The 14,343-nt window shown below is 62.1% G+C and carries 14 protein-coding genes; 1 reads left to right on the top strand and 13 read right to left on the bottom strand.

Annotated elements, in window-relative coordinates:
• The 12 genes from M2360_RS15690 to M2360_RS15635 all read right to left on the bottom strand — a co-directional run.
• Window positions 1–230 (bottom strand): hypothetical protein (locus M2360_RS15690; RefSeq protein ID WP_280776199.1); only part of this gene is annotated, 230 nt, incomplete at its 3' end.
• Window positions 231–317: 87 nt separating this feature from the next.
• On the bottom strand, window positions 318–719 hold the full coding sequence (locus M2360_RS15685; protein WP_280776198.1) for a F0F1 ATP synthase subunit epsilon: 402 nt from the start codon (window positions 717–719) through the stop codon (window positions 318–320).
• A 57-nt stretch (window positions 720–776) separates the two neighbouring features.
• On the bottom strand, window positions 777–2,228 hold the full coding sequence (gene atpD, locus M2360_RS15680; protein WP_280776197.1) for a F0F1 ATP synthase subunit beta: 1,452 nt from the start codon (window positions 2,226–2,228) through the stop codon (window positions 777–779).
• 24 nt (window positions 2,229–2,252) lie between these two features.
• A complete protein-coding gene (locus M2360_RS15675; protein WP_280776196.1) occupies window positions 2,253–3,137 on the bottom strand; it encodes a F0F1 ATP synthase subunit gamma in 885 nt (294 codons plus the stop codon).
• Window positions 3,138–3,162: 25 nt separating this feature from the next.
• Window positions 3,163–4,692, bottom strand: a complete 1,530-nt coding sequence (gene atpA, locus M2360_RS15670) for a F0F1 ATP synthase subunit alpha (protein WP_280776195.1) — start codon at window positions 4,690–4,692, stop codon at window positions 3,163–3,165.
• Window positions 4,692–5,252, bottom strand: coding sequence for a F0F1 ATP synthase subunit delta (locus M2360_RS15665; RefSeq protein WP_280776194.1), 561 nt, complete (start codon window positions 5,250–5,252; stop codon window positions 4,692–4,694). The genes atpA and M2360_RS15665 overlap by 1 nt, the downstream gene beginning before the upstream one ends.
• 264 nt (window positions 5,253–5,516) lie before the next feature.
• A complete protein-coding gene (locus M2360_RS15660; protein ID WP_280776193.1) occupies window positions 5,517–6,314 on the bottom strand; it encodes a hypothetical protein in 798 nt (265 codons plus the stop codon).
• A gap of 85 nt (window positions 6,315–6,399) precedes the next feature.
• Window positions 6,400–8,610, bottom strand: a complete 2,211-nt coding sequence (locus M2360_RS15655; RefSeq protein ID WP_280776192.1) for a primosomal protein N' — start codon at window positions 8,608–8,610, stop codon at window positions 6,400–6,402.
• A 95-nt stretch (window positions 8,611–8,705) separates the two neighbouring features.
• Complete coding sequence (locus tag M2360_RS15650) at window positions 8,706–10,535, bottom strand: ABC-F family ATP-binding cassette domain-containing protein (protein ID WP_280776191.1); 1,830 nt, start codon at window positions 10,533–10,535, stop codon at window positions 8,706–8,708.
• A 3-nt stretch (window positions 10,536–10,538) separates the two neighbouring features.
• Window positions 10,539–11,183, bottom strand: coding sequence for a thiamine diphosphokinase (locus M2360_RS15645; protein ID WP_280776190.1), 645 nt, complete (start codon window positions 11,181–11,183; stop codon window positions 10,539–10,541).
• Window positions 11,184–11,238: 55 nt separating this feature from the next.
• Window positions 11,239–11,625, bottom strand: coding sequence for a DUF2794 domain-containing protein (locus tag M2360_RS15640; RefSeq protein WP_280776189.1), 387 nt, complete (start codon window positions 11,623–11,625; stop codon window positions 11,239–11,241).
• A gap of 126 nt (window positions 11,626–11,751) precedes the next feature.
• Window positions 11,752–12,498: a DUF1223 domain-containing protein gene (locus M2360_RS15635; RefSeq protein WP_280776188.1), complete on the bottom strand. Its 747-nt coding sequence runs from the start codon at window positions 12,496–12,498 to the stop codon at window positions 11,752–11,754.
• Window positions 12,499–12,768: 270 nt separating this feature from the next.
• Between M2360_RS15635 and M2360_RS15630 the strand changes: the two genes are divergently transcribed.
• Window positions 12,769–13,224 (top strand): Lrp/AsnC family transcriptional regulator, encoded by a 456-nt coding sequence (locus M2360_RS15630; RefSeq protein ID WP_280776187.1) that lies wholly within the window; start codon window positions 12,769–12,771, stop codon window positions 13,222–13,224.
• Between the two features lie 52 nt (window positions 13,225–13,276).
• Here the strand turns inward: M2360_RS15630 and M2360_RS15625 are convergent, their stop codons facing one another.
• On the bottom strand, window positions 13,277–14,269 hold the full coding sequence (locus M2360_RS15625) for an MDR family oxidoreductase (protein WP_280776186.1): 993 nt from the start codon (window positions 14,267–14,269) through the stop codon (window positions 13,277–13,279).
• Window positions 14,270–14,343: the final 74 nt, after the last annotated feature.

The following is a 14,343-nucleotide window of genomic DNA, read 5'->3' as shown; positions in this document are numbered from 1 at the left end:
TCTCGAGAGCCGTTTGTTCGGGAGCGGGTTTCTTCAACATGTCCCAGTGAATCACAAACCCCTGGATGTGGCCAGGGGTTTGTCAGCAGTCTGACGGGCGGCTGAAAAGCCGCCCGTTTCAGTATCCGGCGCCCTGCACGTAAAGGCGCGCGCTTGCGATCTTGGCCGAAATCGCTCTTGGCGAGTTCAAGGGACAGCGTGTCGGGCAGCGCCGCATCAAGCCCGTCCACGTCCGCCCACCAGCCTCCCCCATGTCCACAAACAAAGAACCCGGCGCTAACGCCGGGTTCGAAGTCATTATCCAGAATGTTCGAAACTTACGCCGCGACCGTCGACAATGTTTCGAGGTCGGCGATCAGCTGCGAAATCCGCGCCCGCGCCTCATCATCGACGGCGCTGGCGAGATCCGCCTTTGCAAGATCGACCCGCTTGGCCAATTGGTCCTTGCGGAACTCGCTGACCGGCAGGGCGGATTCAGCAAGCAGGGTGCAGCCCGACGGCACGATATCGGCGAAACCGCCGAACACGACGAATTTCTGCGTCTGGCCGGAGGCTTCCTTGACGGTGATCACGCCAGGGCGGATCGTCGTCATGAAGGGCGCGTGATTGGCCATCACCGCCATTTCGCCTTCCGTCGCCGGAAGAACCACTTCGGTGGCGCTGGCCGACATGAGCAGGCGCTCCGGAGAGACAAGTTCGAAACTGAAGCTATCAGCCATGATCACTCACTCTTTCTTCTCGGAGACGGCGCGGCCCGAGAGCCGCGCCAAAAGTTATCAGGCGGCTTCAGCAGCCAGCTTCTTGGCCTTTTCGATCGCTTCTTCCATCGAGCCGACCATGTAGAAGGCAGCTTCCGGGAGGTGATCGTATTCGCCGTTGACCAAGCCCTTGAAGCCCTTGATCGTGTCCTCGAGCGCGACGAGCTTGCCCGGCGAACCGGTGAACACTTCGGCGACGTGGAACGGCTGCGACAGGAAGCGCTCGATCTTACGGGCGCGGGCAACCGTCAGCTTGTCGTCTTCAGACAGTTCGTCCATGCCGAGGATGGCGATGATGTCCTGAAGCGACTTGTAGCGCTGCAGTGTCGACTGCACCTTACGGGCAATCTCGTAATGCTCTTCGCCGACGATCATCGGGTCGAGCATGCGCGAGGTCGAGTCGAGCGGGTCCACAGCCGGGTAGATGCCCTTTTCGGCGATCGAGCGGCTGAGAACGGTCGTCGCGTCCAAGTGGGCGAACGAGGTGGCCGGCGCCGGGTCGGTCAAGTCGTCGGCGGGCACGTAGATGGCCTGCACGGACGTGATCGAACCCTTGTTGGTGGTGGTGATGCGTTCCTGCAGCGCGCCCATGTCGGTGGCGAGCGTCGGCTGATAGCCCACTGCCGACGGGATACGGCCGAGCAGAGCCGACACTTCCGAACCCGCCTGGGTGAAGCGGAAGATGTTGTCAACGAAGAACAGCACGTCCTGGCCCTTGTCGCGGAAGTCTTCCGCGATGGTCAGGCCGGTCAGAGCGACGCGGGCGCGGGCGCCCGGCGGCTCGTTCATCTGGCCATAAACCAGGGCGCATTTGGAGCCGGCAGCCGAACCGCCATGTTCGCGAGGATCGACATTGACCTTGGACTCGATCATTTCGTGATAGAGGTCGTTGCCTTCGCGGGTGCGCTCGCCGACGCCGGCGAACACCGAGTAACCGCCATGCGCCTTGGCGACGTTGTTGATCAGTTCCATGATCAGAACGGTCTTGCCGACGCCAGCGCCGCCGAACAGGCCGATCTTGCCGCCCTTGGCGTAAGGAGCCAGGAGGTCGACGACCTTGATGCCGGTGACGAGGATCTGCGCATCGGTGGACTGCTCGACATATTCAGGCGCCGCCTGGTGGATAGCGCGACGCGCATCCGTGCCAACAGGGCCGAGTTCGTCGACCGGCTCGCCGATCACGTTGAGAATGCGGCCGAGCGTTTCGTCGCCGACCGGCACCGAAATCGGCGCGCCGGTGTCGGAAACGGGCTGGCCGCGCACGAGACCTTCGGTCGAGTCCATGGCGATCGTGCGCACAGTGTTTTCGCCGAGATGCTGCGCCACTTCGAGAATGAGGCGGTTGCCGCCATTGTCGGTTTCCAGCGCGTTCAGGATCGGCGGCAGAGCGCCTTCGAACGAGACGTCAACGACGGCGCCGATGACCTGGGTCACCTTGCCGGCGGCGGACTGGGTAGCTGCCGTAGCCATATTCATACCCTCTTTTCTTGTAGATCAGAGCGCTTCCGCGCCTGCGATGATTTCGATCAGTTCGGTGGTGATTTTCGCCTGACGCTGGCGGTTGTAGCTGAGCGTCAGTTTGTTGATCATCTCACCGGCGTTGCGCGTGGCGTTGTCCATGGCGCTCATCTTGGCGCCCATTTCACCGGCGACATTTTCGAGCAGAGCCCGGAAGATCTGCACGGCGATGGCGCGTGGAATGAGGTCGCCCAGGATAGCGCCGGCGTCCGGCTCGTAATCGTAGACTGCCGACGCCGAGGTCGTTTCTCCTGCGGCCACCGCTGGCGCAACGGCCGGGATGAGCTGCTGGGCGGTCGGGATTTGCGAAATCACCGACTTGAACTCGGAATAGAACAGCGTGCAGACGTCGAATTCGCCCTTGTCGAACAGGCTCATCACCTTGCGGCTGATAGCCTCGGCGTTCTCGTAGCTGACCCTCTTGACGTCGCGAAGTTCGACGCGGTCGATGATCAGGCTCGCGAATTCGCGGCGCAGAATGTCATTGCCCTTCTTGCCGACGGTGATGATCTTCACCGTCTTGCCCTCGTTCAAGAGCTTGCGGGCATGATCGCGCGCGAAACGCGCGATCTGTGAGTTGAAGCCGCCGCACAGGCCGCGTTCGGCGGTGCAGACGAGGAGCAGGTGGATCTTGTCAGACCCGGTGCCCGCCATCAGACGCGGCGCGTCGGCGTCCCCGCCCACCGCAGCCACGATGTTCGCCATGACGGCGCCCATGCGCTGCGAATAGGGCCGAGCGGCCTCGGCCGCTTCCTGGGCGCGCCGAAGCTTCGCCGCGGCGACCATCTTCATCGCCTTGGTGATCTTCTGCGTCGCTTTTACGGAAGCGATCCGGTTTTTCAGGTCCTTGAGGGAAGCCATTGGTTCTCCGTCCCAGCTTGTCCGATCAGGCGAACGACTTGGAGAAGCTGTCGAGAGCGGCCTTCAGCTTGCCCTTGGTGTCGTCGGTGATCTGCTTGTCGGTGCGGATCGCATCGAGGATCGCCTTGCCTTCGGTGCGGAGATAGCCGAGCACACCCTGCTCGAACTTTCCGACCTGAGCGACGGTGAGCTTGTCGAGATATCCGTTCACGCCCGCGAAGATCACCGCCACCTGTTCTTCCGTCTTGAGCGGCGAGAACTGCGGCTGCTTCAACAGTTCCGTCAGGCGAGCGCCGCGGTTGAGCAGGCGCTGCGTGGCGGCGTCGAGGTCGGAACCGAACTGAGCGAAGGCGGCCATTTCGCGATACTGAGCGAGTTCGCCCTTGATCGAGCCGGCAACCTGCTTCATCGCCTTGATCTGCGCGGAAGAACCGACGCGCGACACCGACAGGCCGACGTTCACGGCCGGGCGGATGCCCTGATAGAACAGGTCGGTTTCGAGGAAGATCTGACCGTCGGTGATCGAGATCACGTTGGTCGGAATAAAGGCGGACACGTCGTTGCCCTGGGTCTCAATGACCGGCAGAGCGGTCAGCGAACCAGCGCCGCGCTCGTCGGAGAGCTTGGCGGCGCGCTCCAGCAGGCGCGAGTGGAGATAGAAGACGTCGCCCGGATAGGCTTCGCGGCCCGGCGGACGGCGCAGCAGAAGCGACATCTGGCGGTAAGCGACAGCCTGCTTGGACAGGTCGTCATAAGCGATCAGGGCGTGCTGGCCGTTGTCGCGGAAATATTCGCCCATGGTGCAGCCCGCAAACGGAGCGAGATACTGCATCGGAGCCGGATCGGACGCGGTGGCGGCGATCACGATCGAATACTTAAGCGCGCCGCGTTCTTCGAGAACCTTGACGAACTGAGCAACAGTCGAGCGCTTCTGGCCAATGGCGACATAGACGCAATACAGCTTTTCGCTGTCTGGGCCGTTGTCGTGAATGGCCTTCTGGTTAAGGAAGGCGTCGAGGATGATGGCGGTCTTGCCGGTCTGGCGGTCGCCGATCACGAGTTCGCGCTGGCCGCGGCCAACCGGAATGAGAGCGTCGATGGCCTTGAGGCCTGTCGACATCGGCTCATGCACCGACTTGCGCGGAATGATGCCGGGAGCCTTGATGTCGACGCGCTGACGGCGCGAGGAATTGATCGGGCCCTTGCCGTCGATCGGATTGCCGAGCGCGTCAACGACGCGGCCAAGCAGTTCCGGACCAACCGGCACGTCAACGATCGCGCCGGTGCGCTTGACGGTGTCGCCTTCCTTGATGTCACGGTCGGAGCCGAAGATAACCACGCCGACATTGTCGGATTCGAGGTTGAGGGCCATACCGCGAATTCCACCGGGGAATTCGACCATTTCGCCGGCCTGAACATTGTCCAGACCATAGACGCGGGCGATGCCGTCACCGACGGACAACACTTGACCCACTTCGGAGACTTCAGCCTCCTTGCCGAAATTCTTGATCTGGTCCTTGAGAATTGCGGAAATTTCCGCGGCGCGGATATCCATCAGCCAACCTCTTTCAGTGAAAGCTTAAGGGTAGAAAGTTTGGTGCGAAGCGAGGTGTCGATCTGACGCGAACCGAGCTTGACGATCAGGCCGCCGAGCAAAGAAGGGTCCACGGCAACATTGATCGCCACATCTTTTCCGGTGACGCTCTTCAGCGCCGCCTTCAATTCCTGTTCCTGCTCATTCGTGAGAGCATGGGCCGACGTCACGTCGGCAGTCACCTCGCCGCGATGGCGGGCGTAAATTGCGCGATAGGCGCGGATCATTCCGGGCACAGCGAACAGGCGGCGATTGGACGCCGCAACCTTGATCAGATTGGCGGCGAGGCCGCCGATTTCCGCCTTGTCGAGCACGGCGGACACCGCCCTGACCTGCTCATCAGCGCCGAAGACCGGGCTCGTCACCAGACGGCGCAGATCTTCGGATTCATCCAGAAGCGCCTGGAAACGATCAAGCGCGCCAGCGACGTCGCCAGCGGCGTTCTGTTCCAGCGCCAGTTCGAAGAGCGACGAGGCATAACGTTCTGCCACGCCAGACACGATTTGCGATGACTCTGCCACGCGCCGAGTTTCCCTATTTCTCCTCAGGCTCTCGAATTCGGCACGCCAAATTCAAGCTCCTGAAAATGTTGCATTATTTTCGGAATTTCCCTGAGCGTAATCGCTCATCTCCCCAAAAACTCGCAAGCCATCTAGCATAGCTCCACAGGACTCGCAACACAGGATGTTGCGGCCAATCGCGGCATAATCGCATTTATTTGCCAATTTGCGGAGCGTTTGGCCTCGGGGTTGGAATTTTTTTCTCCTACGAACCCTCGTCCACTCTCAAATCATCCCCGCGAGGCCCGACGCAAAAACGGCGCCCTCGAGCGTGAAAAGCAACAAAATAATGAATGAATATAAGTAGTTGCCTCTATTGATCACGAAGGCGGCGAGGCGGCCGGCGATAGAGACGATCAGCGCCGCCGCCATCGCCATGACGAGAAACAAGTGGGCGACATAAAGGCTTTCGGTCAATCCCGAGATATAGACACCGAGAAGGCCCAGCGCGAAAAGGACGCCCCCGGCGGAACGGACAGGGCCATGCCCCGCCTGCCTGGAAAAGGCGAGTCCGGCGATGCGGACGCTGACGCGCGGCATGAACATGATCACCAGCCCCGCAGTCGCAAGGCCCGCATAGGCATAGGCGGAAAGCTGGGTCTGTGCGTCCGTCGGCCACAAGAAGACCCCGGCTTCCGCGAAGGCCTCGGGAATCCGGGTAGCCAGTGCGCCGGCCATCAGCGCCTGCAACAAGAGCATTGCGACATTGGCGAGGCTCACCGCCTGATCCGACATCAGCGACAGGACCCTGCCGAAGGCGCCGACGGCGAGCGCGAGCCCAAGCGCGGCGTAGAGAATGGGTTGATCGAGCATCAGCGTCGCGATGGCGAAGCCGGCCAGGAACCCGCCTGCGGGACGCAATTCGCCGATCGCCCCGTCTCGACCGGATTGCAATCCCGAAATGCGACCGATGGTTTGGGGAAAGCACAGGTAGACCAGGCCGAACAGGGCTGCGAGCGCCGCCGCCGCGAAGGCCGCCTGCGCCATAGGCGTCGCGGGAAATTCGGGTAGGGAAAATTCCATGAACGTCTCTCTGCTGCTTCGTCCGTTATTGCATAGCCCGGCCCCGCTGAGAATCGGGCCCGAATGAGATTGCTGTGACTTTCGATCAGAGGAAGCTCTGCGGATCGATATCGAGCTGCACCTGCACAGACCCGCGCGGCTTCGGCCCCTTCTCCACCATGGCCCGCACAAAGGCCTGCATATCAGATCCTCTGCGCCCATGAATCAGCAGGCGAAAGCGATGCCGCCCGCGGATCAGGGCAAGCGGCGCTTCGGCCGGCCCCAGCACGCTCAGGCCTGACATCTGCGGCGCCGCCTGACGGAGACCGCGCGCATGCGCCTCTGCGTCGGCCCGGCCATCCGCCGACACGATGATCGAGGCCAGGCGCCCGAAGGGCGGCATCAGCGCTTTTTCCCGCTCCAGGATCTCGCGTTCATAAAAGGCTTCGGCGTCGCCGGAGACGATGGCCTGCATGACGGGATGCCCGGGCTGGTAGGTCTGGATCAGGCCCCGGCTTTGAAGTCCGCTGCGGCCAGCGCGTCCGGTGACCTGCGACAGCAGCTGGAACGTCCGCTCGGCGGCGCGGGGATCGCCATTGGCGAGCCCGAGATCTGCGTCGACGATGCCGACCAGCGTCATTTTGGGAAAGTTATGGCCCTTGGCGACCAGCTGGGTGCCGATGACGATGTCGGCCTCGCCCTTGGCGATCGCCTCGAGCTCGAGCCTCAGCCGTTTGACGCCGCCGGCCATATCGGAGGAAAGCACGATAATGCGGCTTTCGGGGAAACTCTTCTCCACCTCCTCGGCGATGCGCTCGACGCCGGGACCGCAGGCGGCGAGATGATCGAGCGCGCCGCATTCAGGGCAGGCGTCCGGACTTTTCTCGTTGTGACCGCAATGATGACACTGAAGCACGCCGCGAAACCGGTGTTCCACCAGCCAGGAGGAACAATTGGGGCATTGGAAGCGATGACCGCAGACACGGCAGAGCGTCAGCGGCGCATAGCCGCGGCGATTGAGAAACAGCAGCGACTGCTCGCCGCGCTCCAGCGTCTTGGCCATGCCCTTCAGCATGATCGGCGACAGGAAGCCGCCGCGCGCCGGCGGATGGCGGCGCATATCGACGAGATGCAGATCGGGAAGCGCCGCGCCGCCGAAACGGCCCGGCAGATGCACTTTCTGATATCGGCCCTGATCGGCGTTGACGCGGCTTTCGACCGAGGGCGTCGCCGACGCCAGCACCACGGGAAATCCGCCGATGCGGCCGCGCACCACCGCCATGTCGCGGGCGTTATAGAAGACGCGGTCTTCCTGCTTATAGGCCGGATCATGCTCTTCATCGACAATGACAAGGCCAAGATCCTCAAACGGAAGAAAGAGCGCGGAGCGGGCGCCGGCCACGACCTTCACCCTGCCCTCGGCGGCCTGTCGCCAGACCCGCTCGCGCATGCGCGGCGGCAGATCCGAATGCCATTCGGCGGGTTTGGCGCCGAAGCGATCCTGGAACCGTTCGAGAAAGGCCGGCGTCAGCGCGATTTCGGGCAACAGGATCAGCGCCTGCTTGCCTTGCCGGATCGCCTCGGCGATCGCCTCGAAATAGACTTCCGTCTTTCCCGACCCGGTGACGCCATCGATCAGCGTGACATTAAATTCTCCGCGGCGGACCGATGCAATCAGCTGGTCTGCGCCGTCTCGCTGATCGGCCTCCAACTGGGCCACGGCATAATCCGGATCAGGCTCGGCCGTCACAGGCGCCGGCGCCAGAAAAACCGGCTCGAACACGCCCTGCTTGGTCAAGCCATCGATGACGGACGCGGAAACGCCCGCCGCATGGGCGAGGCCGGATCGGGTCCAGGCAGGCCCCTCCTCCGCAAGCGCGATCACCCGGCCGCGCGCGGGCGTCATGCGCTCCGGCCGCGTCTCGGTGACCCGCAACCCTTCCACCATGGGTTCAGGGTCGAAGGCCGCCGGCGCCCGCAGCGCCATGCGCGCCACCAGCCCCGGCGGCGTGAGCGTATAGCCCGCAACCCAATCGATGAACTGCCGCATGTCGGCCTTCAGCGGCGGGCAGTCGAAAACAGCGGTGATCGGCTTGAGTTTTTTCGGGTCGATCTGATCGGCGGATTCGTCGTCCCAGACCACGCCAAACACCTGTCGCGGCCCGAGCGGGATCTGCACGATCGAGCCCGGCTCGACATGCATGCCCTCGGGCACGGCGTAGGAATAGGGTTTGGGGGCCGGCAACGGAGCCAGGACCGCCGCCACTTTCGGCCGCGGTCTGTCTCCGAACAGGTCGTTGAGCGAATCTCTTGCCATGGGCGTGAAATTGCACATCCCGACCGGCAAAGAAAACAGGCCCGGCGCAATTTATCGGCCAGGCGGCCTTCCGCCGAAGCGGAAGAGCCTTGCTCTCAGCCCTCGAGTTCCTCGCGCAGGATCTCGAGCTCCAACCACTCTTCCTCCATGCGCGCGACATCGTCCCGGGCTTTTTCCAGCTGGGCGGCGATCTTGGAAAAACCGTCGGGGTCGCGGGCGAAGAGATTAGGATCAGCCATCTTTTTTTCGAAACCGACGATCTCGGCTTGCTTGGCCGCCATCTGCTTTGGCAGGTTCTCGATCGCGAATTTCTGCTTGAAGGACAGTTTGCCCTTGTTCTTGCCGGGATCGGACGAGGAAGCCGGCGCATCCGCCTTGGCCTGGGCGGCCTTTTCCTTCTCCGCCTTGCGGCGTTCTTCGGCCTGGCCCTTGCGTTGGGTCAGCATATCGGAATAGCCGCCGGCATATTCGATCCAGCGGCCGTCTGGATGTTCGGGATCAGCCGGCGCGATCGTCGAAGTGACAGTGCGGTCGAGGAAGTCGCGGTCGTGGCTCACGAGGATGACGGTGCCGGGATAACCCGAGACGACTTCCTGCAGGAGATCGAGCGTCTCGATATCGAGATCGTTGGTCGGTTCATCGAGGATCAGCAGGTTGGAGGGCCGCGCCAGGATGCGCGCCATGATCAACCTGGCGCGCTCGCCGCCCGACAGATTGAGGATGGGCGTGCGCGCCTGTTCCGGCTGGAACAGGAACTCCTTCATATAACCGGTGACATGGCGCTGCACGCCATTAACCAGCAGATTGTCGCCGCGGCCATCGGTCAGGTAGTTGGCGAGCGTATCGGTGAGATCGAGATCTTCGCGCTTCTGGTCGAGCGTGGCGATATCGAGATTGGTGCCGAGCTTGACCATTCCCGAATCCGGCTCCAGCTGTCCGGTGAGCATCTTGAGCAGCGTGGTCTTGCCCGCGCCATTGGGGCCGACGAGACCGATGCAGTCGCCGCGGTGAACGCGAAGCGAAAATGGCGCAACGATGGTCCTGTCGCCATAGGCCTTGGTGATCTTGTCCGCCTCGATGACCAGCTTGCCGCTTTCGCGCGCATCGGACACCGTGGCCTGAACCGAGCCGACCGCACCCTTGTGGCTTCGATGGCGATGCCGCATGTCCTGCAACTCGCCGAGACGGCGCATATTGCGCTTGCGCCGGGCGGTGACGCCGTAGCGCAGCCAGTGCTCCTCGCGCTCTATGGCCTTGCCGAGCTTGTGTTGCTCCATTTCTTCTTCTTCGAGCACCTTGTCTCGCCAGGCTTCGAAATGGCCGAAGCCGCGATCGAGCCTTCGGGCGACGCCGCGATCGAGCCAGATGGTGGCGGTGGAGACCTTTTCGAGAAAGCGCCGGTCATGCGAGATCAGGATGAGCGCGCTTCTGGTCTTCATCAACTCGCCTTCCAGCCATTCGATGGTCGGCAGGTCGAGATGGTTGGTGGGCTCGTCGAGCAGCAAAATGTCAGGCTCGGGCGCCATGACCCGGGCGAGAGCGGCGCGCCGGGCTTCGCCGCCCGAAAGGTTCGCCGGGCTGCTCGCCCCATCCAGCCCGAGATGTTCGAGAAGATAAGTGACGCGATAGGGATCGTCGGACGGGCCGAGGCCTGCGGCGGCATAGGCCTCCACCGTGGCGTAGCCGTCGAAATCCGGCGCCTGGTGCAGATAGCGAACGGTCGACGCCGGATGACGGAACACTTCGCCCGATTGCGGCTCGACGAGAGCCGCCGCCATCTTGAGCAGCGTGGATTTTCCCGAACCGTTGCGGCCGACAAGGCAGACGCGCTCGCCGGGTTCGAGCTGGAAGCTCACGCCGTTCAAGAGCGGCGCGCCGCCGAAGCTCAGATGAATGTCGTCAAGCTTGAGAATGGGCGGGGCCAAGGGTCACACTCCGGTCATATCAAAGGGACGCGCTAGCGTCACGGCCCGGCCAGCGCCGAGCCTCAGGGTGATCGGTCCTTCCGCAACATTGGACAGGGTGCGCGAAGAGCCGAAGGGAAGGTTGAAATCGTTGAGCGGATAACGGGCGTTTTCGATCGACAAACCAGTCAGGTCGGAAAAGCCCATGATCGAAAACAGGCTGCCAGAGGGAAGGTCGAGACTGACCTCGCCCGACAGCAGCGGATAGCCCTCTTCATCGCCGGAGGTCAACATCACCTCGACACCGCGTTCGGCGAGCGCCACGGCATGCAGGAGATGGCCGACGCCATGATCGGTGCGCGTCCCGCCCATCGCCCCCACCAGCACAAGCCGCCGAGCCCCAAGCGAAAGCGCCCGTTCGACCGCCAATTCGCCATCGGTCAACGCCTTGTCGGGCGGATGCGTTTCGCGCGGTGTCTCCGCAAACCGGGCGAGAAGCGTCTCTGACGCTGAATCGAAATCGCCAAGCCACAATTCCGGACGGATGCCCAACGTCTCGGCATGCGACATACCGCCATCTGCTGCGATGAAGCGGGCGCCGCGAAGTTGCGAATAGAGCCTTGGGGTCGCATCGAGACGACCGCCGAGCAGAATGGCGAAAGTGGTCATGGCGACCGCTTTAGACGAAAACACGCGGCATGGGGAGGGCGTCGACAGAGGATTTTCAGTCGCGCAGCTTCTGAACCTTGTCGAAGAATTTCAGCAACTGGGCCAGCTCATGACCGCGCTTGAGGATGCGGCCCTGTGTATTCACGATCGCGAAAGCGCCTTGCTTGGCCGCGAGTTTCGGCATTTTCTCGATCTGGTAGAGCGGCGCGTCGCCCGAACGTTTGTAGATCGAGAAGACCGCCTTGTCGCGAAAGAAGTCGATCGCATAATCTTTCCACTCGCCATCCCCGACCATGCGGCCATAGATTCGGAGGATCTGATTGAGCTCAAGGCGATGGAAAGTGACGGGCGCGGTATCGCGGGATTCGCGATACTCCTTTAGGTCGACGACCGCCGGACCGTTGCGCTCGGATGAGCCCTGCTGCTCGGTATGATCCGCCATGGAAGCCCTTGCGTCGATATGCCTTGCTTCTGCCTCCGTCACACGCTCGCGATCATGACGGATTGACGACAGTTTGCCTGAAGCAGACGGAATTGCAAGCCAAACTTGGAACGCGGCTTGCCGTTGCTAAAGGGCGGCGGCGCCGTAGATGCGCCCCGGATTGCCGTCTGCGTCATGCGCCTGCAGCAGAATGGCGCAGCCATCATAACCCGGCTTGGCGCCGAGCGTCGCGGGCAGCTTGATGGTCATGGGCTTGCCGTCCCAAACGCCCACCGTCTCCATTTTCGCGACGGCGTTTCGATATTCCATCGTCTTGCCGATATTCTCTCCGCTTTCTATTGTGACGGTGGTGCTGCGTTTGAAATAGGCGATCACCACATTGGCCTTGCCCGCGCCGGAGCCGATATCGACCGTCATGGCGTCGGCGGTCAGGCTGGCCGAAACCGGCACATCCATCGCATGGCCGCTGCGAGCGAGCGCGTCGAGATCGGTCATCACATGCTGCAGGCGGCCGCCTGCCTTGGCGGTTCGCACGCCATTCAGAACCACCTGTGGGGTAAAGACGTTGCTGGAGCCGAAACTGCGGCTGTAACCATATTGACGTTCAGTGTTTTCCCGCGCCGACAGCGTATCCTGCCAACCGAGATAGTTCCAATAATCGACATGATAGGAAATCGCGATCACGTCGCGCCGATCGGCCATCATAGCGAACGCCGCATCAGTCTTGGGGCAGGACGAGCAGCCTTGCGACGTAAACAATTCGATGACGCCAACCGGTCTCGAAGTCCGCGCTTCGCCCGCCCTGCACTGGAAACCGAGCGCGGCGGCAGCGAAAACGCCGACAGCGACAAGAACATATGCGAGCCTGCGCAATGGGTTTGCCTTTCAATCAGGCGCGCCCGACGCGCCCAGGGATGGATTGATGCTATAGCCGAAACGACCCTCACACCTAAATCAAATTCGCTTGAGCGGAAGGCGTGAGACTCGACAGCTTTTTGTACGGTTGGAGGGAACAATTTCGCAATGAAACTGTTACGTTGCAGGAAAAACCGGTTCATTCACGAATGGCAAAAAATTGCCCTTCCTGCGCCTTGAATTTCCGACTAGAAAGTTTTGGTTCTATAAAAAATCCGGAGGTTGCATATGAGTATACTGGACGAAACGGACCGTAGCCTGCTGGCCTTGCTCCAGAAAAACGACAGGCTGTCGCTCGCGGAAATCGGCCAAGAGCTCAAGCTTGCGCCATCGACAGTGAACGATCGCATCAAGAGATTGATTCGCAACGAAATAATTTCCGGATTTCATGCTGCCGTGAATCCGGAAAAGGTGGGGCTGGATCTGTTGGCCTTCGTTTTCGTCGGCTGGAACGACCCTGACGTCGAAGAACGGTTTCTAAAGAAGGTTGCAGAGAGCGGCGCGGTTCTTGAATGCCACCACGTCACCGGAGCGTGGAATTACCTCTTAAAGGTGCGACTCAAGAACACCCGCGAGCTTGAGCGATTCCTCGCGCAAGAACTGAAATCGATCGATGGACTGATGCGCACGGAAACGCTGATCGTTCTGTCTTCCGCCAAGGAAGTCTCCACCCTCGCCGTTTAACGCCGGCAAGGGCTCCCTCCCCTGGGCCCGTCAACGGCGACGCGGCCGATCTTCACAAGAGCGGATTGACGACAACGCGGCCCTTGACGCCGCCCTTCAGGATGGCTGCGCCGAGCGCGGGCATCTCTGAGAGACCGTGCTCGCTGACCATCGCGTCGAGCCGCTCCATTGGCAGGTCGGTGGCGAGCCTCGACCAGGCCTCGACGCGCTGGCCATATGGCCGCATGACCGAATCGATACCGAGCAGGTTGACGCCGCGCAGCAGGAAGGGAATGACTGTAAAGGAGGGGACCGCAGCATTCGCCGCCAGCCCGATCGCCGCCACCGAGCCATCATATTTCATCTGCTTGAGCACCCGCATCAGCATGTCGCCGCCCACGGCGTCGACGCCGGCAGCGAACCGTTCCGATTCCAGCGGCTTGCTGTTGGCCTCCGCCAGTTCCGCGCGGGGGATGATGGCGCTGGCCCCCAATTCGCGCAGATAGGCCTCCGTCTCCGGACGACCGGTGACTGCGGCTACGGAATAGCCGAGCCCCGCCAGGATCGCCACGGCGACGGAACCGACGCCGCCTGCGGCGCCGGTGACCACCACCTCGCCTTTTTCAGGCGAAAGTCCTGCTTTCTCGAGCGCAATGACGGCCAGCATGGAGGTCAGGCCGGCGGTGCCGATGGCCATGGCCTGGCGTGTCGAGATAGCGTCAGGCAATTTCACCAGCCAGTCGGCCTTGACCCTGGCGCGGGTGGCGTATCCGCCCCATCGGACTTCGCCGACCCGCCAGCCGGTCAGCACCACCCGATCGCCGGGCTGATAGCGCGGATCAGACGATTGCTCGACCACGCCGGAAAAATCGACGCCCGGCACATGCGGATAGACGCGCACCAGCCCGCCCTTGCCATGCATGCAGAGCCCGTCCTTGTAGTTCAGCGTCGAATAATCGACTTTCACCGTCACGTCGCCGTCGGGAAGAGCCGCGTCGTCCAACTCTTCGACAGCCTGCGACACCGCACCGTCTTCCGCCTTGCGGACCACCAAAGCCTTGAACATGCAAACCTCCCTTGATTGATGCGGCAGTGTTCGCGCGAACGGCGCATGATGGCAACAGGCAAAAAGTCTGATGC

It is taken from the genome of Rhizobium sp. SG_E_25_P2, assembly GCF_029892285.1.
GTDB lineage: Bacteria > Pseudomonadota > Alphaproteobacteria > Rhizobiales > Rhizobiaceae > Rhizobium_E.
Note: the sequence above shows the minus strand (reverse complement) of the source record. Positions and strands in the feature narration are given on the sequence as shown.

What these genes read in the sequence shown, in the direction of transcription:
- atpA (WP_280776195.1), bottom strand. Translation starts at nt 4,692, where the DNA reads ATGGATATCCGCGCCGCGGAAATTTCCGCAATTCTCAAGGACCAGATC.
- M2360_RS15645 (WP_280776190.1), bottom strand. Translation starts at nt 11,183, where the DNA reads ATGACCACTTTCGCCATTCTGCTCGGCGGTCGTCTCGATGCGACCCCA.
- M2360_RS15630 (WP_280776187.1), top strand. Translation starts at nt 12,769, where the DNA reads ATGAGTATACTGGACGAAACGGACCGTAGCCTGCTGGCCTTGCTCCAG.
- M2360_RS15685 (WP_280776198.1), bottom strand. Translation starts at nt 719, where the DNA reads ATGGCTGATAGCTTCAGTTTCGAACTTGTCTCTCCGGAGCGCCTGCTC.
- M2360_RS15675 (WP_280776196.1), bottom strand. Translation starts at nt 3,137, where the DNA reads ATGGCTTCCCTCAAGGACCTGAAAAACCGGATCGCTTCCGTAAAAGCG.
- atpD (WP_280776197.1), bottom strand. Translation starts at nt 2,228, where the DNA reads ATGGCTACGGCAGCTACCCAGTCCGCCGCCGGCAAGGTGACCCAGGTC.
- M2360_RS15625 (WP_280776186.1), bottom strand. Translation starts at nt 14,269, where the DNA reads ATGTTCAAGGCTTTGGTGGTCCGCAAGGCGGAAGACGGTGCGGTGTCG.
- M2360_RS15660 (WP_280776193.1), bottom strand. Translation starts at nt 6,314, where the DNA reads ATGGAATTTTCCCTACCCGAATTTCCCGCGACGCCTATGGCGCAGGCG.
- M2360_RS15655 (WP_280776192.1), bottom strand. Translation starts at nt 8,610, where the DNA reads ATGGCAAGAGATTCGCTCAACGACCTGTTCGGAGACAGACCGCGGCCG.
- M2360_RS15640 (WP_280776189.1), bottom strand. Translation starts at nt 11,625, where the DNA reads ATGGCGGATCATACCGAGCAGCAGGGCTCATCCGAGCGCAACGGTCCG.